Source organism: Pseudarthrobacter sp. MDT1-40-2, assembly GCF_059383595.1.
Genome location: NZ_JBWZCL010000002.1, coordinates 173,395 through 195,151 on the forward strand (window position 1 = coordinate 173,395; position 21,757 = coordinate 195,151).

The following is a 21,757-nucleotide window of genomic DNA, read 5'->3' on the forward strand; positions in this document are numbered from 1 at the left end:
CCGGGTATCGGAACTATACCGCAGGGCCCTGCCCGCGTGTGCAGGTGGGACTCCGGAAACGTGAACGCAATGAACTTAACTTTCTCTGCGTACACAAGAGTGATGGCGGTCACTTCCGGACCTAGCATCGAATCACCAGTCAGTTTTTGACAAGATTTCTTATCGAGAAGAGGAACACCATGCGCCAGACCCGCGCATTGCGAATTGCCGCCGTCGCCGCCGGCATCGCCCTGATGGCCACCGGCTGCGGTGCTACAGGAAACAACTCCGCCCAGACTTCCGGCGCCGCTGCCGGCCCTCTCGCCGGAGTCCAGATCATGGTCCCCAACACCGCCGGTGGCGGCTACGACACCACCGCCCGCGTTGCAGCAAAGGTCCTCGACGACGAGAAGATCAGCACCAACACGGAGGTATTCAACCTGGCCGGTGCCGGCGGCACCGTGGGCCTGGCCCGTGTGGTCAACGAAAAGGGCAACGGAGACCTCACCATGCTGATGGGACTTGGCGTGGTGGGCGCAAGCTACACCAACAAGTCCGAGGCCAAGCTGACCGACACCACGCCGCTGGCCCGGCTGATCGAGGAGCCCGGCGCCATCATGGTCAGCAAGGACTCTCCCTACAAGACCATCGATGACCTGGTCACGGCATGGAAGGCCGATCCCGGTTCCATCGCCGTCGGCGGCGGATCCTCCCCCGGTGGCCCGGACCACCTGCTCCCGATGCAGCTCGCTGGAGCGGTGGGCATCGATGCCACCAAGGTGAACTTCGTTTCCTACGACGGCGGCGGAGACCTCCTGCCCGCGATCCTGGGCAACAAGCTGGGCTTCGCAGCATCCGGTGCGGGCGAGTACCTCCAGCAAATCGAGTCCGGCGAGGTCCGCGTCCTGGCTACCAGCGGCGAGAACCGCCTCCAAGGAGTGGACGCTCCCACCCTGAAGGAATCCGGCATCGATCTGGTCTTCAGCAACTGGCGCGGCATAGTGGCTCCTCCAGGCATCAGCGACGAGGACAAGGAAAAGCTGATCGGCGCCCTCGAGGACATGCACGCCAGTGACGCTTGGAAGGAAGCGCTGAAGAAGAACAGCTGGACCGACGCGTTCATCACCGGCGACGAGTTCTCCAGCTTCCTTACTGAGCAGGACAAGCGGGTGGCGGACGTCCTCACGAAGCTTGGTTTGGCGTGAGTTCCATAGCCTCAGGCTTGAAAGGCCGCGCCGAGCTGGGGGTAGCCCTCCTGCTCGGCGTGGCCGGCGTCGTGGTCTTCCTCGACGCCAGCAGCCTGGCCATCACGTACTCCCAAACTGATCCGGTAGGGCCAAAAACCATTCCCTACCTGGTGTCCGGCCTCCTGCTTGTCTGCGCAGTGTTCCTGGCCATCGACGTGCTGCGGGGCGGCAAGGGCGAGGCGGAGGGCGGCGAGGACGTGGACCTCACCCATCCGGCCGACTGGAAAACCGTCCTGCCGCTGGTGGGCGCATTCGTCCTGAATATCCTGCTGATCGACGTGGCCGGCTGGGTCATCTCCGGGACGGTCCACTTCTGGGGCAGCGCCTGGGCACTGGGCAGCAGGCACTACCTGCGTGACGCCCTGATCGCCGTCGGCCTGTCGGTGCTCACCTTCTACGGCTTCTACCTCGGCCTGGGTATCCCCCTCCCCGCCGGCCTCCTGGAAGGGATCCTGTAATGGACGTCTGGTCCTCCCTGATGGACGGTTTTGCAACCGCCCTGACCCCCATGAACTTCCTGTATGCCGTGATCGGCGTGCTCCTGGGCACTGCTGTCGGCGTCCTCCCGGGACTGGGCCCGGCCATGACTGTGGCACTGCTGCTGCCGGTGACCTACGCCCTGGAACCCACCAGCGCATTCATCATGTTCGCGGGTATCTACTACGGCGGCATGTACGGCGGTTCCACCACCTCCATCCTGCTGAACACTCCCGGGGAATCGTCGTCCGTGGTGACGGCCATTGAAGGCAACAAGATGGCCAAGGCGGGCAGGGCAGCGCAAGCCCTGGCAACGGCTGCCATCGGTTCCTTCGTTGCCGGTACCATCGGCACCGCGCTGCTGGCCCTGTTTGCCCCGATCGTGGTTGACTTCGCCGTCAGCCTGGGCGCACCCAGCTACTTCGCGATCATGGTCCTGGCCCTCCTGGCAGTCACCGCCGTCCTGGGGTCCTCCCGGCTCCGCGGCTTCGCCGCCCTTGGCCTCGGCCTGGCCATTGGCCTGGTTGGCATGGGGTCGGGACAGGCCCGCCTCACCTTCGGGATCCCGTTGTTGGCCGATGGCCTGGACATTGTGGTGGTGGCCGTTGCCATCTTCGCTGTGGGCGAGGCCCTCTGGGTTGCTGCCCACCTGCGCCGCACCCCGCTGCATGCCATCCCGGTAGGCCGGCCGTGGATGGGCAAAGCCGACTGGAGGCGGTCCTGGAAGCCCTGGCTCCGCGGAACCGCGTTCGGGTTTCCCTTCGGGGCGCTGCCCGCCGGCGGCGCCGAGATTCCCACCTTCTTGTCCTATGTCACCGAGAAGCGCCTGAGCAAGCACCCCGAAGAATTTGGCCACGGCGCCATCGAAGGTGTTGCCGGGCCGGAAGCGGCCAACAACGCGGCCGCGGCCGGCACGATGACGCCCCTGCTTGCCCTGGGCCTGCCCACCAACGCCACGGCTGCCGTCATGCTGGCCGCGTTCACCTCCTACGGTATCCAGCCAGGCCCGCAGCTGTTCGCCAGCCAGGGGCCCCTGGTCTGGGCCTTGATTGCCAGTCTTTTCATCGGCAACTTCCTGCTGCTGCTGATCAACCTGCCGTTGGCACCGATGTGGGCGAAGCTGCTGCAGCTTCCCCGCCCGTATTTGTATGCCGGCATCCTGTTCTTCGCCACGCTTGGCGCCTACTCGGTGAACCTGCAGGCGTTCGACCTGGTACTCCTGCTGGTGCTCGGAGCGCTGGGCTTCATGATGCGGCGCTTCGGGCTGCCCGTCCTGCCGCTGATCCTGGGCGTGATCCTGGGACCACGGCTGGAGGACCAGCTCCGCAAGGCGCTGCAGCTCTCCAGCGGTGACCCGTCAGGGCTGCTGGGCGAGCCGATCGCCGTCGTGGTCTACATCATCGTGGCGATCATCCTGGTGTTCCCGCTGTTGCTCAAGCTCTGGCGACGGACCCGCCAACCAAGCCGTTCCGAACCAACCAAGATGGAGCAGATATGACGATCGTAGTGGGATACGTCCCCACGCCCGAGGGCGAAGCGGCCCTGGCGCAGGCCATCGCGGAAGCCCGGCAGCGCGGCACCCGGCTGTTGGTGATCAACTCGTCCAAGGGTGACGCCCTGGTGGACAACAGGTACGCGCAGGAGCAAGAAATCCAGAGCATCGAGGACCGCCTGGCCAGCCAGGGAGTAGACCACGTGATCAAGCAGCCGGTCCGTGGACACGATGCGGCAGTGGAGGTCCTTAATGCCGCGGAGGAGCACAACGCCGAGCTGATTGTGATCGGCCTGCGCCGCCGGAGTCCGGTAGGCAAGCTGATTATGGGCAGCACATCGCAACGGATCCTGCTGGAAGCCGATTGCCCGGTGTTGGCGGTCAAGGCCGGTTAGCCTCTTTGCTCCGAACGGTCCGGGGCTTGTCCGCAGCGTCCCTCGGGTTCCTGCGGACAGGCCCCGGACTTTTCCGTCTCCCGCTGTTTGGGCGAACATGAACACCGCTGTTGCCTCTTGTGCGTCCAGTGTCCGGATGTAATCATTATCGATGAAAAGTGTTGAATCGTTTCGCCATATCCGGCCGGAGCGCCTAAACTATCCCAGGCCCTCCGGCCCCGCATCACTGAAAGGCGACAACATGACTGCAACTATTTTGGAACGTCCCTTGCCGTCCGGCGAACGGACAAGCGCTTCCATCGAGCTTGAATTTTCTTCTGCCCACGAGGTCCACGACGGCCTCGACCGCGCGGTTAAGTCCCTGATCGAACCGGCCCGCCGGGCGAGCTGTGGAATCCTGGTCACCCGGACCCTGCCCGGCCGGTACATCGTGGCAGTGGACCAGTCCGTTCCCTATGGCGAGACGTACGAGAACATCGCGGCCTGAAACCCAGGACGCAGCAGAAGTCCCCGTCACCAGCCGCACGAGTCAGCGGCCGGAGACGGGGACTTTTCGCTGTGCCGGGACCGGTTCAGGCGCCCACTGGACGCAGGCGCAGTTCCTGCATGCCGCCGTCCACCGCTATTGACGTACCTGACGTGGATCCGGACAGCGGGCTGGCCAGATAGGCCACAGCACCGGCAACCTCATCGGCGGAAACCAGCCGGCCGTGTGGCTGGCGGGCTTCCAGGGCGGCACGTTCTGCCTGCGGGTCCGGTGCATCATCCAGGAGGCGGGCGATCCAGGGCGTGTCAGCGGTGCCGGGGTTGACGCAGTTGACCCGGATGCCATCCCGCAAATGGTCAGCGGCCATGGCCCGGGTCAGCGACAGCACCGCGCCCTTGGACGCGGAGTACAGCGCCCGCTGCGGCAGCCCCGCCGTGGCTGCGATCGAGCAGGTATTCACGATCGCTGCCGACGGCGACTCCCGCAGCGCCGGCAGCGCGGCCCGGCTGACCCGAACCATCCCCACGACGTTCACGTCCCACACGCGGTGCCATTCGTCGTCGTTGTTGTCCTCCACCGTTCCCTGCGCGCCGATGCCGGCGTTGTTCACCACGACGTCCAGCCGGCCAAATTCGGCAAGAACGGATTCGACGGCGGTACGCACTGAGGCGTCGTCGGCGACGTCGCAGGTGACCGGGAAAGCCCCGGGTGCCGAATCCGCCGGGTCACGGTCCAGGACGGCGACTTGCGCCCCCAGGCCCTGGAGCCTGCGGACAACGGCATCGCCGATGCCTGATGCCCCTCCCGTGACGATGGCGACCAGTCCTTGCAGCTCACTCATGACCTGACGCCGGTTTCCGCTGGCTGTCCCGCTGCTTCACCGGCTGCCTGCCCGGGCCGCAGCGCCCCGGCGGCCCGGAAGAATTCCTGCCGTTGGCGGCCAAGCCCTTCGATCTCCAACTCCAGAACGTCCCCGGGCTGGAGGTACGGGAACCGGCCACTCAAAGCCACGCCTGCCGGGGTACCGGTGAGGATCACATCTCCCGGTTCCAGCAGCATGTACTGGCTCAGGTGATGGACCACAGTGACAGGATCGAAAATGAGGTCTGCCGTGGTGGAATCCTGCCGGGCTTCCCCGTTGACCCAACTGCGGAGCCGGAAATTGCCTGAATCGACGTCATCTGCCGGAACCAGCCAGGGCCCAAGCGGCGTGGATCCCGGCAAGGACTTGCCCTTGGTCCACTGGCCCGCTGCGCCCGGCAACTGGTATTCACGCTCTGACAGGTCGTTGGCAGTCACGTAGCCGGCGATGCACTCCCGCGCGTCAGCCACGGCGCCGAGGTAGCTGGCCTCCTTGCCGATAACAATTCCCAGTTCCACTTCCCAGTCATACTTTGCGGACAGTGGCGGGATCGGGGCGGCGTCGTAGGGCCCTGCCACGGTATTTGCCGGCTTGAGGAAAACCACAGGGATCTCCGGCGGGGCTGCTCCTGATTCGGCTGCATGCGCGGCGTAGTTCATGCCGATGCACACCACGGATCCCGGCCGGGATACCGGCGGGCCCACCCGCAGCTCCCCGGCACCGTCCAGGACCGGAAGGGTGCCGGCCGCCAGCGCCTCGCGGACCTTAGCCACCCCGCCGCCGGCGAGGAACGCACCGTCCACGTCAGCGGTCAGCGGCTTGAGGCTGAAGTACTTGTCCGAACCGTCTTCCGCGGCCACCACAACGGCCGGCTGCTCTTTGCCGGCAACACCTAATCGCACTATTTTCATACTGGATCTCCTATGATCTGAGGTTCTGCATCGTTCAAGATGGTGGCGGGTCAGTTGTGGTGGCGGCCATGTCGGCGTCATAATCGTTGCCCGGTACTCAAAATAGGAAAACAGGAGGATGTCCATCCGGTAAATCGAGTAGTTTGTGACCGCGCTTCGTGACAATCGCTCGAGGACCGCCGGCCGCACTGCCGCGTGGACCCGTTCGTAGTCATCGATCCGGTCCGGCCTGATCCCGACCACCTGGGCACCACGTGTCATGGCCATGCCTCCGAAGGAACAGGAAGCGCCGCCGATGCCGCCTCTGCCTGCGCCAGCAGCCCGGCGTCCATGCGGTAAAAGCGCTCGGCCGTACCACCCAGGATCAGGTCGCGGTCCCGGGCCGGCAGTTCGGCGAGGATTCCGGATACGGCATCCCAGATCCTGTCATAGCCGCCCGCCGTCACCGAGATGGGCCAATCCCCGCCATACATCAACCGCTCCGGCCCGAAAACTTCCACGGCGTATTCAATGAACGGCCGGATCGATTCGGTCGTCCACGACGCCGGGTCCCCTGTTGAGGAGTACAGCCCGGAGATCTTGGCGTGGACCAGCGGGTTCTCCGCTGCCCGGGCCAGCAGGGTCCGCCATGTTCTGTCGCCAGGTGCCCCCACCGGCGGTTTGGACAGGTGGTCGATCACCAGGCGCAGGGCAGGATGCCGGGCGGAAAGCTCCGGCACCAGTTCCAGGTGCCGCGGAAGCACGGACACCAGATCGAAGGCCAGGTCCGCTTTTTCAAGGACCTCCAGGCCGGCACGGACCTCCGCCCGCAGCAGCCAGTTCGGATCGGGCTGGTTGTGGATGAGGTTCCGGATGCCCACCACCAGCGGATCAGCCCGGAAACCCTCCGCGAGCTCCGCCGTGCGCCCGGCGTCTGCCAACGGCGCAAAGGCCACCACGGCTGCGATTTGCGGAAACTTCCCGGCAGCGCGCAGCATCAGGTGCGTGTCGTCGTCGTTATCAGCTGACTGGACCAGGATGGTGGCCTGCACTCCTGCCCTGTCCAGCGACGGCTGCAGTTCATCGAAGGCAACAGCCCTGTTGATGGGGGCAAGTTCCGGACCCAGCCACGGATACTCGGCCTGTGCAGGATCCCACACATGCTGGTGGGCATCGATGACGGTCATGGTGTTCCTCCTACAATGAAGCTATGCCTTCCACTGTGAGCCCAGCCGCCGGGGGCGCCGGCGCGCGCTCGCAGACCGACGTTGTTGTCCAGGGCATCAAAGAGATGATCACCAGCGGAAAGCTCGACGCCGGCGCGCGCCTTCCGATCGAAAAGGAACTGGCCGCCTCGCTTGGCGTCTCCCGCGGGTCGCTCCGCGAAGGAGTCCGGGCCCTGGCAATCATGGGCGTGCTGGAAACCCGGCAGGGTGACGGAACCTACGTGACGTCGCTGTCCCCGGACCGCCTCCTGGCTCCCATGGAATTTATGGTCGATCTTCAGGATGCAGCGGGAATCGCGCATGTCCAGAACGTCCGGCGGATCCTGGAATCCGAGGCAGCTGCCCTGGCCGCAACCCGGATCGGGCCGGACGAACTCCATGACGCGGCCGCCATCCTGGATCGGGCGGGCGGACTCATCTCTGCAGGTGGACATCTGGACCACGAGGCCCTCCTGCAGGCAGACCTGGACTTCCACCGGGTGATTGCCCGGGCCTCCGGAAACCCTGCCCTTGAAGCCCTGATCGAGGCACTGGCCAACCGCACCCTGCGGGGGCGGCTGTGGCGGGCCATCGCAGAGCAGGGCGTGCACCAGCGAACCCACGTCGAGCACCTTGACCTCCTGGAAGCCCTCCGGGCCGGGAGCGCGGAAAGTGCCAGGATCCGAATGGCAAACCATCTGCTGGGTGTCCAGGATTTCCTCGAAGCTCAGGCGCCCGGAAGCAGCGGGGACAGCTCCGGCTCGGCTGCAGTGCCTGCCGGGCTGCTGGCTGCCGCGGACGCAGATACCCAGTAGTTTCCACCAGGGAATGTGTAGTCCGCCACTGACCCTTCAAGCATCTGGGCGCTGTACCCAGGCCGCAGGGGTAGGGCATAGGAGCCGTTGGACACAATGCACGGGTCCGTGAAGTGCTCGTGGAGGTGGTCCACAAATTCGGTCACCCTGTTGTCCAGGGACCCGGAAACTGCCACGTAGTCAAAAATGGACAGGTGCTGCACCAGCTCGCAGAGCCCTACTCCCCCTGCATGCGGGCACACCGGAACACCGAACTTGCACGCCATCAGATAAACCGCCAGGATCTCGTTGACGCTGCCAAGGCGGGCTGAATCGAGCTGGCAGTAGTCGATGGCCCCGGCCTGGAACATCTGCTTGAACAGCACACGGTTCATGCCATGCTCCCCAGTGGCCACGCCGATGGGCGCCACTGCCTTCCTGATGGCAGCATGTCCAAGGATGTCGTCAGGACTGGTGGGTTCTTCGATCCAGAGCGGCTTGAAGGGGGCAAGTTCCTTCATCCATACAATGGCTTCCGGAACATCCCAGACCTGGTTGGCGTCAATCATCAGGTTTGCGTCCCAGCCGATGACTTCGCGGGCAATGCTGAGCCGGCGGATGTCTTCCTGCAGATCCGCGCCGACTTTCAGCTTCACGTGCTTGTAGCCTTCGTCCACAGCTTCCTGGAGAAGCCGGCGCAGCTTGTCGTCGCTGTAGCCAAGCCAGCCTGCACTGGTGGTGTAACAGGGATAGCCGCCCCGGGCTTCGAGCTCTTCGATCCGCTGCTGCCGGGTGGGGGCCTGCCTGGCCAGGATGGCCAGGGCCTCCTCGCGGGTCAAAACATCGGAGAGGTAGCGAAGGTCCGCTGCGTCCACCAGCTGCTCCGGGGTCATTTCCGTGAGAAGGCGCCACAGCGGCTTGTCCGCCACCCGTGCCGCGAGGTCCCAGACCGCGTTCATCACAGCGGCCAACGCGAGGTGGACCACGCCTTTTTCCGGACCCAGCCAGCGCAGCTGCGAGTCCCCCTGCAGGCTCCGGTAGGTGCCACCGAGGTCCTCGACCAGCTCTTCCACCGTCCGCCCGATCAACGGCAGCCCGCGCTGGCGGGCCGCTTCGACGCAAAGATCGTTGCCCCGGCCGATGGTGAACGTGAAGCCATAGCCCTTCACCACGGGGTCATCAGTGTGAATGACCACGTAGGCCGCGGAGTAGTCCCCGTCCTTGTTCATGGCATCGGAGCCATCCATGCTCAGTGATGTGGGAAAGCGGACGTCGTGGGAGGTGACGGCTGTAACGGTGGTCATCGAATTCCTTGAAAGTCAGAGGAAAGGGCAGCCAGTCCGCTGGCCTTCAGTGCTGCCCAGAAATCAGGGCCGGGGGCGGAGGTGTACCGTCGATGGTTTTCCCGTGCCTGGCCGGGCGAACGGGCGCCAAGGACTACGGACACCACGGCCGGGTGCTGCAGCGGGTAGGCGACGGCGGCCTCCGGGAGTGTGGTGCCATGCTCCTCGCAGAGTGCGGCGAGCTGCCGGGCCTTTGCCAGCGCTTCCTGCGGGGCGTCCTGGTAGTCGTATTTGGCACCCGGCCCGGGCTGCGCCGAGCTGAGCAGGCCTGAGTTGTAGACGCCAGCGGCCACAATCCGTACGTTCCGTTCCAGCGCCAGCGGCAGCAGCTCGTCCAGGCCGGACTGGTCCAGCAGCGTGTACCGGCCAGCGAGCATCACCACGTCAATGTCAGCCTGCCGGATGAACCTGGCGGGCATTTGCGCCTGGTTCATGCCGACGCCGACGGCCCCCACAACACCCTGATCCCGCAGCTCGATCAGCGTGCCGACTCCCGTTGTGGAGGCCTGGTCCCAGTGGTGGTCCGGGTCGTGGAGGTAGACGATGTCCAGGCGGTCCAGGCCAGTGCGGGCCAGCGTCCCTTCAACGGAACGCAGGATGCCCTCCCGGCTGAAATCCCATTCCCGCCGGTGGGTTGCCGGCACAGCGAATCCTTCATCGTCCATTCCCTGCACCGGATCATTGGGCACCAGCAGCCGCCCCACTTTGGAAGAAACGATAAAGTCCTCGCGTGGGTACTGTTTCAAGGCTGCACCGAGCCGGTGCTCGGACAAGCCCAGGCCATAATGCGGGGCAGTGTCGAAGTAGCGCACTCCGGACGCCCAGGCCGCTTCAACCGTGGCTTGGGCTTCCGCGTCGGTGATTTCGCGGTACAGGTTCCCCAGCTGAGCTGTTCCCAAGCCCAGCTCAGTTACCTTGCTCCGGCCCCTAACCGATCGCCGGTTCATAACCAACACCCCGAATCATAAGATGAATAACCGCTGCCGCCCAGGGAGTTTCCCCAGCATACGGCGAATAAAGGGGAACCAATCTGATCTTTTCAGGCCCTGCATAGAAAAATAGCACATTGATCCGATGAATGACCGCTGGGTGAAACAAAAGGCCCCCGCCATCCTGTCTTCTCCTTGACAGGGGAAGCGCCGGGCGGCGGGGACCTTTTGGTTCTGAACGAGTTCAGGTGCTTAGGTCTTTCGGACCTGCACACCATCAGACTTCAGGAAAACCTGCTTTTCGGTGGGGGTGGAAGAAACCAGCCACAGGACGTTTCCGCTCTGCGACACCTCCTCCACAACACCCCCTGCGACGACCTGCGCGTGCTGGAGGATTTCCACTCGGGTCCCCGGCTGGAGGGTACCCCAGTCCGGAACGGTGGCTGAATGGGCGTTGCGCCTGGATAAGACTGCCCCACGTGCTTTCATCTGAACTTCTACCCCTTTGTATTCATTCAACTGCATATGTTCTTGCAACTAACTGCTGCTGCGACGATCAATCCAGGGTCACAGCATCCTTGATGTGACTTCCACTACATCTTCAGTTCTACTACACTTCGCGGGCCCGTCTGCGTGTGTCGCCGTATATTTCGACGGGCCTGCAAAGCGCAGCTGCATCCCGAAGGATATTCCGCATCAGGCAAGTATCCCGATGGCAGATTCGACGGCGGCGCGCACCTCACCGGAGGCAACCAGCAAGTCTGCAGCTTCCAGTTCCGGAGACAGGAACCTGTCCGTCCCTGGACCGTCGACCACGCCGCGCAGGACGGCGATGACGGCAGCACCGGCGGGTCCGGGCGTCAGCCCGCCGTCGGAAAGCTGCGTCCTGATGTCGATGGCCCGGGCACTGGCCACCAGCTCGATGGCCAGGACCCGCCGCAGGTTCTCTACGGCCTTGCGCAGCTTCCGTGCCGCGTGCCAGCCCATGGACACGTGGTCCTCCTGCATGGCGGAACTCGGAATGGAGTCCACCGATGCCGGGACGGCCAGGCGCTTGTTGTCCGAAACCAGGCCGGCCTGGGTGTACTGGGCGATCATCAGGCCCGAGTCCACCCCGGGATCGTTGGCCAGGAAGGCCGGCAGTCCGTGCGAGCGGGCAGGGTCCAGCATGCGGTCCGTGCGGCGCTCGGCAATGGAGGACAGGTCCGCCACGGCGATGGCCAGGAAGTCCAGCACGTACGCCACGGGGGCGCCGTGGAAGTTGCCGTTGGAGGATACCCGGCCGTCCGGCAGGACCACTGGGTTGTCGATCGCTGCGGCCAGTTCGCGGGAGGCCACCAGCTCGGCATGGGCAACAGTGTCCCGGACGGCGCCTGCCACCTGCGGAGCGCACCGCAACGAGTAGGCATCCTGGACCTTCGTGTCATTGATCCGGTGGGAGGCCACGATGGGCGAGTTGGCCAGCACACGGAGCATGTTGTCAGCGCTGTCAGCCTGGCCCGGATGCGGGCGCAACGCCGCATGCAGTTCCGGCAGGAACACCTGGTCAGTACCCAGGAGCGCCTCTACGCTGAGCGCAGCGGTAATGTCCGCCGTCGTCAGCAGCATGCGAAGATCCGCGATGGCCATCAGCAGCATGCCCAGCATGCCCTCGGTGCCATTGACCAGCGCCAGGCCTTCCTTTTCCGCCAGGATGACCGGCTCGATACCGTGTGCGGCAAGCAGCTCAGCGACAGGGGCCTCGCCGCGCCCGCCGTACGTCACGCCGTCGGGCCCGGCCGCTTCGCCTTCACCCATCAGCACCAGTGCGCAGTGCGAAAGCGGGGCAAGGTCCCCGGAACAGCCCAGCGAACCAAATTCGCGGACTACCGGAGTAATTCCGGCGTTGAGTACGTCCACCATGGTCTGGAGGACCACGGGACGGACGCCGGTGCGGCCTGAGGCGAGGGTCTTGGCGCGCAGGAACATGATGCCGCGGACCACTTCGCGTTCCACGGCCGGGCCCATGCCTGCGGCGTGGCTGCGAATGAGGCTCTTCTGCAGCTGGGTTCGCAGCTCGTTCGGGATGTGGCGGTTGGCCAGTGCGCCGAAGCCAGTGGAAATGCCGTACGCCGGGGTTTCGCTGTGGGCGAGGTCGTCGATGTGGGCACGGACCTTGGCCACAGTGTCCAGGGCTTCCTGGCTGATGGTGACCTTGGCACCGTGGCGGGCGACGTTCAGGACGTCTTCAGGGGTGACGCCGCTGGAGCCGAGCGTGACGGTCAGCCGTTCGTGGGTTGGGGCCACGCGGACAGGGTTCCCTGACCGAGCTTGCGAGGTGAGGGAGTTCGTGGGGATAGTCATGGGGTTCCTTTGTTGAACCGGTGGTTGAGCCTGTCGAAACCGGTGGATCTCGACAGGCTCGATCACCAGGTGTCAGCGGTTCTCGTTCATGGGGATGCGGACGCCGCGTTCGGCGGCTACTTCGAGGGCGCGGTCGTAGCCGGCGTCGGCGTGGCGGATGACGCCCATGCCGGGGTCGTTCGTGAGGAGGCGTTCAAGTTTCTGCGCCGCGAGATCGGTGCCGTCCGCGACGGAGACCTGGCCTGCGTGGATGGACCGCCCAATGCCAACTCCGCCGCCGTGGTGCAGGGATACCCAGGTGGCGCCGGAAGCGGTGTTGAGCAGTGCGTTGAGCATGGGCCAGTCGGCGATCGCGTCGGAACCGTCAGCCATGGATTCGGTCTCCCGGTACGGGGACGCCACGGACCCGGAGTCCAGGTGGTCACGTCCGATCACGATGGGGGCCTTGACCTTGCCATCTCTGACGAGCTGGTTGAACAGCAGTCCGGCTTTGGCTCGTTCGCCATAGCCCAGCCAGCAAATCCGTGCCGGCAGGCCCTCAAACTCGACCCGCTCGGCAGCGGCGTCGAGCCACTTGTGCAGGTGGGTGTTCTCCGGGAACAGTTCCTTGATTGCCGCGTCGGTTACAGCGATGTCTTCCGGGTCTCCTGAGAGCGCCACCCAGCGGAACGGGCCCAGGCCCTCGCAGAACAGCGGGCGGATGTAGGCCGGGACGAAGCCGGGGAACTCAAATGCCCGGGTGTAGCCGCCCTTGCGGGCTTCATCACGGATCGAGTTTCCGTAGTCAAAGACCTCGGCGCCGGCATCCTGGAATTCCACCATCGCCTGGACGTGCCTGGCCATGGAAGCCTGGGCCTTCTTGGTGAAGCCTTCAGGGTCCGCGGCCGCTTCGGTCTGCCAGTCCTGGACGGTGATGCCCTCGGGCAGGTAGGACAGCGGGTCGTGGGCACTGGTCTGGTCGGTGACCACGTCAATGTGCAGTTCCCCGGCCTTGTGGCGGCGCAACAGCTCAGGGAAAACCTCGGCAGCGTTACCGACGTAACCCACGGACCAGCCACGGCGCTCTTCCTTGGCCTTGTTCACCTTGGCGATCGCGGCGTCGAGGTCGGTTTCGACCTCGTCCAGGTAGCGCTTGCCGACGCGGCGGCGCAGGCGGGTTTCGTCGACGTCGACAATCAGGCAGGCGCCGTCATTCAGCGTGACGGCGAGCGGCTGCGCGCCGCCCATCCCGCCGCAACCACCGGTAAGGGTCAGTGTCCCGGCAAGCGGGCCTGCACTGCCGGCGCCTGTGCCTGCGCCCGCCGCGATGCGGCCTTCTGCCTGGAGCTTGCGCCCGACGGCGGCAAAGGTCTCGTAGGTGCCCTGCAGGATGCCCTGGGTGCCAATGTAGATCCACGAACCGGCAGTCATCTGCCCGTACATCATCAGGCCCTCGGCCTCCAGGCGGCGGAACTCGGGCCAGTTTGCCCAGTCACCCACGAGGTTGGAGTTGGCCAGCAGCACCCGCGGCGCCCATTCGTTGGTGCGGAACACGCCCACCGGCTTGCCGGACTGGACCAGCAGGGTTTCGTCCTTTTCCATGGTTTCCAGGGTGCGCGTGATGGCATCGAAGGCAGCCCAGGAGCGCACGGCACGGCCGGTGCCGCCGTAAACCACCAGATCGTCCGGGCGTTCGGCAACCTCCGGATCCAGGTTGTTCATCAGCATGCGCAGTGGCGCTTCGGTCTGCCACGACTTGGCCGTGAGTTCGGTGCCGCGGGCAGCTTTGACCGGGCGGGCTCCGGTGGTGAAATCGGCGGGTGCCATAGGGCGCTCCTTCGTTGGATCAGCGGTTGCAAGAGGTCTACTTCCACTAAAGCCCCGACGGCGCAGCCCGAACAGTCATTTTGTTCGCCTGCTGTCCGGGATTCCAGACCCGCCGCTCAAGTGAGTAGCACTAACTGCCGTTTAGGCCCCTCTAAACGGCAGTTACTGCTACCCAGTTGGGGAAGGGGGCGCGGGTCAGCGGGCGGGCCGGCCGTGGAGGCGGACCGAGAGGTCATCGGCCACTTTCTGCACGCGGGCGGCCAGTGCCGGCCACTGGTCCCCCGGCAGCTTTTCCTCAAGAAATGTCACGGCGACTGCCGCCGTCGGCCAGCCCACGTGATCTGTGACAGCGGCGGCGATGGACCCGAAGCCCGGCGTCACCTCACCATGTTCGGTGGCATAGCCACGCTGCCGCACCTGGTCCAGGTGCGAGGACAGCGCCGAGTATTTCATGATGGCGCCTTCCACCGCGTGCCGGGCGGTGAAGGCGGCAGCATTGGGATACAAGGCCCGGACCTGCGACTTAGGCAGCGCGGCCAGGATCGCCCTGCCGCTTGCCGTGAGGTGACTGGGCAGCCTAACGCCAACATCCGTCACCAGCGAGGGCCTGTTTTTGGCCCGCTCCTCGACGATGTACAGCACGTCGCGTCCGTGCAGCACGGCCAGGTGTGCGCTCTCGCCGATCACATCCACCAGGGACGCCAGCAGCGGTCTCCCCAGCCGCGACAACGGCTCCTGCCTCGAGTAGGCAGAGCTGAGTTCGAACGCACTGATTCCCAGCCCGTACCGCTGTTCCTCGTGCAGGTGCAGCACAAAGCCGTTCTCCTCCATCACGCCAAGGAGGTGGTAGACGCTGGAGCGCGGCAACCCCAGGGACGTGGCAATTTGCGACGCCGCCATGGGTCCCCGGCGGGAAGCCAGGAGCTTGAGGATACGCAGGGTGTTTTCGGCAGCAGGGACCTTCGAGGTCACTTTGGTGCGCGGGACGGTGTAGGCGGCTGGCATGGATTAAGCATGCTCCCGGCCTGCCCCTTACGGTGCGCACCACGCGGCAGCAGAGTCTCTGATCCCGGACACGGAATCTGCCGGAGGCTTTCAGAGTGCCTTTCAGAGGGCGAGGACAACCTTGCCACCCACCCGCCCGGAACGCAGCCGGTCAATGGCAGCCCGCGCCTCTGCCAACGGGTAAACAGCATCGATGTGCGGGGTCACGTGGCCGGCGTCGATCATGGCCGCCAGATCCTCAAGGTTCTGCGCTTTCTCCAGCGAGATCAGGGCCTTCAGGTTGTGCCGGACGAAGGGGTTCAACGCCGCTGCCCGCAGAGAGCGGTCGAATCCGCCGCCGATCTTCCCGCCGCCCTCGCCACCGATCACCACCAGGGTGCCATGCGGGGTGAGTAACCTCCGAAGCGCCCTTAGGGGACGGTTGCCGGCAGTATCCAGTACGACGTCGAATGTCTCAGCTGCCGCCGTCGGGTCTTCCACGGCGTAGTCGATGACGCGATCAGCGCCGAGTGAGAGCACCAGTTCGGCCTTGGCTGCGCTGCACACGCCGGTGACGTGCGCCCCGGCCGCCTTGGCCAGCTGAACAGCGAAGGAGCCGACACCACCGCCTGCTCCGAGAACCAGCACCTTCTGGCCGGCAGTTACCTGGCCGGCATCCCGAACCGCCTGCATCGCAGTTACCCCGGAGATGGCCGCGGCTGCGGCCTGTTCGAAGGTGAGGCCGGCAGGCTTCAGCGCGAGGTTGTCCTCCTTGGCGCACGCATATTCGGCGAACGACCCTTCGCAGGTGCCGTACACCTCGTCACCCTGCTGCAAACGGCTGACGCCCTCCCCCACTGATTCCACCACGCCCGCAACCTCGCGGCCCCGCACCGCCGTCGTAGGTTTCCGGAGGCCGAAGCCCAGCCTGGTGAGGTAGGGCAGGCCTGTCATCAGGTGCCAGACGCCCTGGTCCACGCCGGCCGCCCGTACCCGCAGGAGCACCTGCCCGACGCCGGGCACCGGCATGTCGATATCCCGCAACTCAAGAACTTCCGAGGACCCGTATTTATCCTGCATGACAGCCTTCACGATCAGTCTCCTTGCTCGTACTGGAAGACGTCGTCCAGCGGAACGCGGAAGACGTTGGCAATCTGGAACGCCATCTCCAGTGACGGCGAGTAGCGGCCCTGTTCAATGGCAATGATGGTTTGGCGGGTGACGCCGACGCGCTCGGCCAGTTCGGCCTGGGTCATACTGCCTGCCTCGAAACGCAGCCGGCGGATGGAATTGTGGACGCGCGTAGGCCTCACCACGTCTGGAACCCCCGGCGGTAGGCAACGATCTTGGCCACCGACCCGAGGATCGCGGAGAGGACAAAAGCCAGATAGATCGTGTTGGCGATCCAGAAATGGTCCAGTTCGGCCATGGCCATCAGCAGGGCTGCCACGGCACCAATTACCAGGAAGGACTGCCCCACGTGTTCGCCGAATTGATATATTTCCCTGTCGCGCTGGTCCTTGGCGCGTTCACCTTTGGACGAGAACATGCCCATCACCATATTCAGCAGGATGGACACCACTATGGCGCCGCCAACGCTCCAGAGCAGCGGCGCCACATAGGCAACGTCCACCAGCGCAGCGCCTCCCGCCTGGCCCAGCACAACCACCAGGTAAACGGCGTAGGCCGCCACAGCAATGACGCCGAACAACCAGGCGCTCTTCTCCTCGTAAGACATTTACCCACCTCATGTTAAGCAAAGCTGACATGAGCAAATGTAAAGAATGCCCGACACCGTGTCAAGACTTTTTTACTTCAGCAGTTTAGGTGGGCACCACTCACCGCGTTGGGGTGAGTGGTGCCGCAGGTGGTGCGTGGTCAGCGTCTTCCAGCCGCAGCTTTAGCCAATGCCCGCCCAGCCAGCACGGCCGCACCGCCTGCGGCCACCCACGGCCCGAAGACAATGATGGGATCCATCCAGACGTGGCTCAGATCAGCCTTGCGTCCACGGCGGGAACGGAGAGGATGACTCTTGAGTTCGGCCTGGACACCGCTTTCGGTGACAGGGTTGTCAGGCCGGAACGTGGCGAAGGAGCGGAGGTGGCTTTCCCAGGCGTCCACCCTGTCCCCGAGGATCAGCAACAGCCAATGGGCCGCACGGGCCTCGCTGTAGTTCTTGTAGGCGTAGCGGCGGATGGCTCCGGACAAACCCCGCAACGGGACGCCGGTACCAAAAACGGGCGGCAGCATCAGGTGCTCAATGGACCTCTCGCGGGGCTCCCGTTCTTCCTGCCGGTCCGGAAACTCCCAGTGGGCCCCGGTGTCAAGATCCCTTTGCTCCCGTGGCACAGACGGCCTGTCGGCAGGGTCAAGGTCAACTCCCCAGCCGGGAATGCGGGCCTTGAGCTCGTCAGTGATCGGTGCTTTTGGCGGCCGGTCTGCGGTATATGGCATGGCTCCTCCTCAGGCTTCGTCAAATGTGAGCAGTGGCTTGACGCAGTTGTCCAGCTTGTTGGAAAAGAGGTGATATCCCTCGGCAACGTGCTCCAGCGGGACGCGGTGTGTGACAAGCTCGGATGGTTTGAGGTAGCCGTTTTGGAGGTGCTCGAACAACCGCGGCCATTGACGCTTCACCGGGCATTGGTTCATTCGCAGGGTCAGGCCCTTATTGACGGCATCGCCGAACTTTACTGCGCTGAAAATAGGCCCGTAAGCACCAACCACTGATACCGTTCCGGCTTTCCGCACCGAGTCAATGGCCCAGTTCAAGGCAACCGGGGAGCCGCCCTGCAGCTTGAGCTTTGCGCCGGTGACGTGCTGGGTCAGGTTGCCTACGGCCTCTGCGCCGACAGCATCAATAACGACGTCGGCGCCAAGTCCATCGGTAATCTTCTTCAGGTGCACCACGATGTCGTCGTACTCAACGAAGTTATAGGTCTCGGCGTGGGCAAAGGAGCGCGCCTTTTCGAGCCGGTACTCCAGATGGTCAATAACGATGACACGGCCGGCACCCATCAACCAGGAGGATTGGGCGGCCACCAGCCCCACCGGCCCTGCCCCGAGGACCACCACGGTATCGCCTTCGCCTATGTCGCCGAGCTGCGCCCCGAAGTAGCCGGTGGGCACGGCATCGGTGAGCAGGACGGCATCATCGTCGCTCATCCACTCAGGGATGTGCGAGGGGCCAACGTCGGCGAAGGGAACGCGGACGTATTCGGCCTGGCCGCCGTCGTACCCTCCGCTGGTGTGCGAGTAACCGTAAATGGCCCCCACGGCGGTGGCATTGGGGTTGACGTTATGGCAGTTCGAGTACAGTCCGCGGGCACAGAAGTAGCAGCTGCCACAGAAGATATTGAAGGGCACCATCACGCGGTCGCCCGGCACCAGCCGCTGAACTGAAGATCCCACCTCATGCACCACCCCGATGAATTCGTGGCCGAAGGTGGTGCCCACCCGGGTGTCCGGCAGTAAGCCGTGGTAAAGGTGCAGGTCGGAACCGCAGATTGCCGCCCGTGTCACCCGCACAATGGCATCGTTGGGATGCTCGATCCGCGGAATGTCCTTTTCTTCAACGCGGATTTTGTAGGGCCCGCGGTACACCATGGCCTTCATTCTGGCCGCCTTCCGTTGGAATTTGTTAAATAGTAACCATGCTTACTATTTAACAACAGGCCAGATGTCGGAGCGCCTTGGTAAAGTCCGGCCATGGACCAGAAGGAAACACTGCACAAGTACCTCCGCACCCGCCGCCAAAACCTCTTGGGGAAACTCGACGGCCTGGACGAATACAGCATCCGCAAACCCATGACTCCCACAGGCACCAACTTGCTGGGCCTGGTGAAGCACGTGGCCAGCGTAGAGCTGGGATACTTCACGGACGTTTTTGGCAGGCCCGGCGGCCGCGCCCTGCCGTGGTTCACCAATGGCGCCGAACCCGATGCCGATTTTTGGGCCACGCCTGATGAGTCCCGTCAATCCATTATCGAGTTGCACCATTACTCAGCCACCGCCGCCGACGCCACCATCAACGAACTGGATCTGGATTCCCCGGGTGTTGTGCCATGGTGGCCGGAAGAACGTCGTAGCGTCACCCTGCACCAGATCCTCACCCACATGTGCGTGGAAACGGCGCACCATCTGGGCCACGCGGACATCCTGCGCGAACTGATCGACGGCGCAATGGGTCAAGGCGCTGCGGACCCCAACGTGACGCCACGCTCTGCCGCCGAATGGGCGGCCCACCGGGAACGCATCGAAGCCGCGGCCAGGAAGGCCGCGGCGACCGAACGGCCTGAGGCCACCCGCTGACGGGCTGCCCCAGGCCGGGGTGTTGCTACAGTGTTCTTTCCGCTGCCTATGCGGCCTGCAGCGAGTCCACGCTTGCCCGGACCGCCTGCTGCATGGTGGTGGCGGGCCGGCCAAGGAGCGTGCTGAGCTCGTTCCCGTTCACCAGGAGATCGCCCCGGGCGATCCCCAGATCGGAATCGGCCAGAATGTCCGCGAAGTGCGCGGGTACGCCAGCGCCCTCAAGGAGCTTGGCAAACCCGTCCGCGGGCAGGTCCTGGTAGCTGATTTCCTGGCCCGCTGCGGCACCAACTTCGGCGGCCAGTTCGGCAAGGGAAAACGGTTGGTCGTTGCCCAGTTCGTAGGTCTTTCCGGCCTGGCCGTCAGCGACGAGGACTGCTGCGGCTGCTTCGGCATAGTCCGCACGGGTGGCGGCGCTCACCCGGCCCTCGCCAGCACTGCCCGTAACAACTCCGTACTCAAGGTAGGTGGGGATCTGGGCCGTGTAGTTCTCGATGTACCAGCTGTTGCGGAGAATGGCCACCGGCAGCCCGGATTCCTTCAGCAGTTCTTCAGTGTCCACGTGTTCGGCGGCAAGTTTCATCTGCGTCGCTCCAGCATTCGCGATGCTGGTGTAAGCCAGCAGCTCTACGCCCTCAGCTTTGGCGGCATCAATGACCACGCGGTGCTGATCAACGCGCTTGCCCACCTCGCTGCCGGAGATCAGCAGCACCTTGTCCGCGCCCTTCAGGGCCTCCGCAACCGATGCGGCGTCGTCGTAATCCATCTTCTTGACCTGCACTCCACGTCCGGCGAATTCAGCCAGTTTTTCCGTGGAACGGCCGACGGCGACAATTTCGTCAGCCGGTACGTTGCGGTTCAGGAGGGCTTCCAGGACCAGGCGACCCAGGTGTCCGGTTGCTCCGGTGATAACGATGCTCATGTGATTCCCTTTCGGTGGCTTGCGCTGTCACCATGGCTAACAGGCTCTCCTGGCGAATACTTCCCTACAGAGAGTACGCACTTTGAAGTAAGGTACTGACATGAAAGTTAGTTTTGAGCCAGCACGCGCTTCAGTGGCGTTGGAAAACGGAATCTTTCCCGCGGGCTGTCCCAGCCGTACCGTCCTGGATCACATCACCAGCAAATGGGGTGTGCTGATACTGCTGGCGCTGTCCGAACGGGAACACCGCTGGAGCGAACTGCGCCGCCGGGCGGACGGGATCAGCGAGAAGATGCTGGCCCAGACCCTGAAGACCCTTGAACAGGACGGCCTGGTGCACCGCCAGTCACAACCCGTTATCCCGCCCCGGGTGGACTACAGCCTCACCGGGTTGGGTCAGGAAGTAGCGGCGCTCCTGGTACCGCTGGCAACGTGGGCCTTCGAGAATGCTGAGAAAATCGTTGGCGACCGGAACTGAAACGCGGGGCGTCCGCAGTTACTGGCTGATCCTCACCGGGCTGATGGCCGCAGCGGTCCTGATAGTCGGCCTTGTTCCACCGCCATGGGTTTTTTTCGGCGGGCTTGCGGTCCTCACCACGGTGTTGATGGTCGGCTGGAAAATGGGCTGGCAGCCGCCGGCTTCCGGGAGAACCACGAACGGACAGTCCACGAAGTTTCCGGTCTACGCAGCTTTCCTGGCCCTGCTGGCCGCGCAACTGCTTCGGAGCTCGGGAGGCGCCGTCGTACTTGTTCCGGCGCTGGCATTGGCTCTGATCGCCTCAACCATTGTGTGGCTGCGCCGCGGGGAAAGCTAGCGCTGCCCTCTGACCAGGACCAGGATCAAAAAACAGGTACTTGTTATTGGTGTGACTGCTGGGATTTGTGGATAACCTTGTTTACAGGGTGCCGACCGGAATGGGAGCGCCGTACTCCGCTGGGAGCATTCAGGTTACCTGCACCCCCAAGTGCGCGGCCGGTGGCCGCCCGCGAGGAGATGGTACGCATGGTCAAAGCCCCGGTCCAGGACCTGTCCAGGATGGGCCAGCCAGTCAGCCTGGCCACGGTTGCGGCGCAAGCCTGGAAGCGGATGGCGAGATGGCTCGCCCCAAGATCGCCTTACAGGATTGGTGACGCAGTAGTGGGAGACGATCCCTTCAACGGCCGCCGTGAGGGGGTGGTGGTTTTCCGGCAGGGCACGTCAATGGGTGTGGACACTTCCCAAGGAGTGTTTTTCTACGATCACCGTCAGCTCAAAAAGCTGGACTAGCCGCTCAGAGCGGCCAGCCCCGCTTCCTTC

25 protein-coding genes and 1 pseudogene are annotated in these 21,757 nt (G+C 64.3%); 10 read left to right on the forward strand and 16 right to left on the reverse strand.

Annotated features, from left to right (window positions below):
- Positions 1-179: 179 nt before the first annotated feature.
- From AC50X5_RS06965 to AC50X5_RS06985, 5 genes are all read left to right on the forward strand, one after another.
- Positions 180-1,184 carry a Bug family tripartite tricarboxylate transporter substrate binding protein gene (locus AC50X5_RS06965; protein ID WP_494975383.1) on the forward strand — a complete coding sequence of 335 codons (1,005 nt, stop codon included), beginning with the start codon at positions 180-182 and terminating at the stop codon, positions 1,182-1,184.
- Positions 1,181-1,684 (forward strand): tripartite tricarboxylate transporter TctB family protein, encoded by a 504-nt coding sequence (locus AC50X5_RS06970; protein ID WP_494975384.1) that lies wholly within the window; start codon positions 1,181-1,183, stop codon positions 1,682-1,684. Before AC50X5_RS06965 ends, AC50X5_RS06970 begins: the two co-directional genes overlap by 4 nt.
- Complete coding sequence (locus AC50X5_RS06975) at positions 1,684-3,201, forward strand: tripartite tricarboxylate transporter permease (RefSeq protein ID WP_494975385.1); 1,518 nt, start codon at positions 1,684-1,686, stop codon at positions 3,199-3,201. The genes AC50X5_RS06970 and AC50X5_RS06975 overlap by 1 nt, the downstream gene beginning before the upstream one ends.
- Positions 3,198-3,590 carry a universal stress protein gene (locus AC50X5_RS06980; protein WP_494975386.1) on the forward strand — a complete coding sequence of 131 codons (393 nt, stop codon included), beginning with the start codon at positions 3,198-3,200 and terminating at the stop codon, positions 3,588-3,590. Before AC50X5_RS06975 ends, AC50X5_RS06980 begins: the two co-directional genes overlap by 4 nt.
- Before the next feature lie 241 nt (positions 3,591-3,831).
- Complete coding sequence (locus tag AC50X5_RS06985; protein ID WP_494975387.1) at positions 3,832-4,077, forward strand: hypothetical protein; 246 nt, start codon at positions 3,832-3,834, stop codon at positions 4,075-4,077.
- An 85-nt stretch (positions 4,078-4,162) separates the two neighbouring features.
- On the opposite strand, the gene AC50X5_RS06990 is transcribed toward AC50X5_RS06985, so the two are convergent.
- The 4 genes and pseudogenes from AC50X5_RS06990 to AC50X5_RS07005 all read right to left on the reverse strand — a co-directional run bounded on the left by AC50X5_RS06990 (position 4,163) and on the right by AC50X5_RS07005 (position 7,016).
- Positions 4,163-4,918 (reverse strand): SDR family NAD(P)-dependent oxidoreductase, encoded by a 756-nt coding sequence (locus AC50X5_RS06990; RefSeq protein ID WP_494975388.1) that lies wholly within the window; start codon positions 4,916-4,918, stop codon positions 4,163-4,165.
- Positions 4,915-5,850 (reverse strand): fumarylacetoacetate hydrolase family protein, encoded by a 936-nt coding sequence (locus AC50X5_RS06995; protein WP_494976056.1) that lies wholly within the window; start codon positions 5,848-5,850, stop codon positions 4,915-4,917. Before AC50X5_RS06995 ends, AC50X5_RS06990 begins: the two co-directional genes overlap by 4 nt.
- Positions 5,851-5,952: 102 nt before the next feature.
- Positions 5,953-6,117: pseudogene (locus AC50X5_RS07000) on the reverse strand (L-rhamnose mutarotase); the annotation flags it as partial.
- Positions 6,108-7,016 carry an amidohydrolase family protein gene (locus AC50X5_RS07005; protein WP_494975389.1) on the reverse strand — a complete coding sequence of 303 codons (909 nt, stop codon included), beginning with the start codon at positions 7,014-7,016 and terminating at the stop codon, positions 6,108-6,110. The gene AC50X5_RS07005 and the pseudogene AC50X5_RS07000, both read right to left, overlap by 10 nt.
- Positions 7,017-7,039: 23 nt before the next feature.
- On the opposite strand from AC50X5_RS07005, the gene AC50X5_RS07010 reads away from it, so the two are divergent.
- Entirely contained in the window at positions 7,040-7,849 is an 810-nt protein-coding gene (locus AC50X5_RS07010; RefSeq protein ID WP_494975390.1) for a FadR/GntR family transcriptional regulator, read from the forward strand.
- Here AC50X5_RS07010 and AC50X5_RS07015 read toward each other — a convergent pair.
- From AC50X5_RS07015 to AC50X5_RS07065, 11 genes are all read right to left on the reverse strand, one after another.
- A complete protein-coding gene (locus tag AC50X5_RS07015) occupies positions 7,762-9,132 on the reverse strand; it encodes an L-fuconate dehydratase (RefSeq protein WP_494975391.1) in 1,371 nt (456 codons plus the stop codon). The two genes, AC50X5_RS07010 and AC50X5_RS07015, sit on opposite strands and share 88 nt — an antisense overlap.
- The gene (locus tag AC50X5_RS07020; protein WP_494975392.1) at positions 9,129-10,070 is read right to left on the reverse strand and encodes an aldo/keto reductase; all 942 of its coding nucleotides are present in this window, start codon (positions 10,068-10,070) and stop codon (positions 9,129-9,131) included. Before AC50X5_RS07020 ends, AC50X5_RS07015 begins: the two co-directional genes overlap by 4 nt.
- Positions 10,071-10,352: 282 nt before the next feature.
- On the reverse strand, positions 10,353-10,502 hold the full coding sequence (locus tag AC50X5_RS07025; RefSeq protein WP_494975393.1) for a hypothetical protein: 150 nt from the start codon (positions 10,500-10,502) through the stop codon (positions 10,353-10,355).
- A 294-nt stretch (positions 10,503-10,796) separates the two neighbouring features.
- Entirely contained in the window at positions 10,797-12,443 is a 1,647-nt protein-coding gene (gene hutH, locus AC50X5_RS07030; RefSeq protein ID WP_494975394.1) for a histidine ammonia-lyase, read from the reverse strand.
- A 72-nt stretch (positions 12,444-12,515) separates the two neighbouring features.
- Entirely contained in the window at positions 12,516-14,249 is a 1,734-nt protein-coding gene (hutU, locus tag AC50X5_RS07035; protein WP_494975395.1) for a urocanate hydratase, read from the reverse strand.
- A gap of 195 nt (positions 14,250-14,444) precedes the next feature.
- Complete coding sequence (locus tag AC50X5_RS07040) at positions 14,445-15,254, reverse strand: IclR family transcriptional regulator (protein ID WP_494975396.1); 810 nt, start codon at positions 15,252-15,254, stop codon at positions 14,445-14,447.
- Between the two features lie 102 nt (positions 15,255-15,356).
- Positions 15,357-16,325: an NAD(P)-dependent alcohol dehydrogenase gene (locus AC50X5_RS07045; RefSeq protein ID WP_494975397.1), complete on the reverse strand. Its 969-nt coding sequence runs from the start codon at positions 16,323-16,325 to the stop codon at positions 15,357-15,359.
- Positions 16,326-16,327: 2 nt separating this feature from the next.
- Entirely contained in the window at positions 16,328-16,549 is a 222-nt protein-coding gene (locus AC50X5_RS07050; RefSeq protein ID WP_494975398.1) for a helix-turn-helix transcriptional regulator, read from the reverse strand.
- The gene (locus AC50X5_RS07055; RefSeq protein ID WP_494975399.1) at positions 16,543-16,971 is read right to left on the reverse strand and encodes a hypothetical protein; all 429 of its coding nucleotides are present in this window, start codon (positions 16,969-16,971) and stop codon (positions 16,543-16,545) included. The genes AC50X5_RS07050 and AC50X5_RS07055 overlap by 7 nt, the downstream gene beginning before the upstream one ends.
- A 140-nt stretch (positions 16,972-17,111) precedes the next feature.
- Positions 17,112-17,687: a hypothetical protein gene (locus AC50X5_RS07060; protein WP_494975400.1), complete on the reverse strand. Its 576-nt coding sequence runs from the start codon at positions 17,685-17,687 to the stop codon at positions 17,112-17,114.
- 9 nt (positions 17,688-17,696) lie between these two features.
- Complete coding sequence (locus tag AC50X5_RS07065; protein ID WP_494975401.1) at positions 17,697-18,845, reverse strand: zinc-dependent alcohol dehydrogenase; 1,149 nt, start codon at positions 18,843-18,845, stop codon at positions 17,697-17,699.
- A 93-nt stretch (positions 18,846-18,938) separates the two neighbouring features.
- Here AC50X5_RS07065 and AC50X5_RS07070 point away from each other — a divergent pair, with 93 nt between their 5' ends.
- The gene (locus tag AC50X5_RS07070) at positions 18,939-19,541 is read left to right on the forward strand and encodes a DinB family protein (RefSeq protein ID WP_494975402.1); all 603 of its coding nucleotides are present in this window, start codon (positions 18,939-18,941) and stop codon (positions 19,539-19,541) included.
- A 46-nt stretch (positions 19,542-19,587) separates the two neighbouring features.
- On the opposite strand, the gene AC50X5_RS07075 is transcribed toward AC50X5_RS07070, so the two are convergent.
- Complete coding sequence (locus AC50X5_RS07075) at positions 19,588-20,460, reverse strand: SDR family oxidoreductase (protein ID WP_494975403.1); 873 nt, start codon at positions 20,458-20,460, stop codon at positions 19,588-19,590.
- Positions 20,461-20,560: 100 nt separating this feature from the next.
- Between AC50X5_RS07075 and AC50X5_RS07080 the strand changes: the two genes are divergently transcribed.
- The 3 genes from AC50X5_RS07080 to AC50X5_RS07090 all read left to right on the forward strand — a co-directional run bounded on the left by AC50X5_RS07080 (position 20,561) and on the right by AC50X5_RS07090 (position 21,727).
- A complete protein-coding gene (locus AC50X5_RS07080; protein ID WP_494975404.1) occupies positions 20,561-20,938 on the forward strand; it encodes a winged helix-turn-helix transcriptional regulator in 378 nt (125 codons plus the stop codon).
- The gene (locus tag AC50X5_RS07085) at positions 20,922-21,275 is read left to right on the forward strand and encodes a hypothetical protein (RefSeq protein WP_494975405.1); all 354 of its coding nucleotides are present in this window, start codon (positions 20,922-20,924) and stop codon (positions 21,273-21,275) included. Before AC50X5_RS07080 ends, AC50X5_RS07085 begins: the two co-directional genes overlap by 17 nt.
- A 188-nt stretch (positions 21,276-21,463) precedes the next feature.
- Positions 21,464-21,727 (forward strand): hypothetical protein, encoded by a 264-nt coding sequence (locus tag AC50X5_RS07090; protein WP_494975406.1) that lies wholly within the window; start codon positions 21,464-21,466, stop codon positions 21,725-21,727.
- Positions 21,728-21,757: the final 30 nt, after the last annotated feature.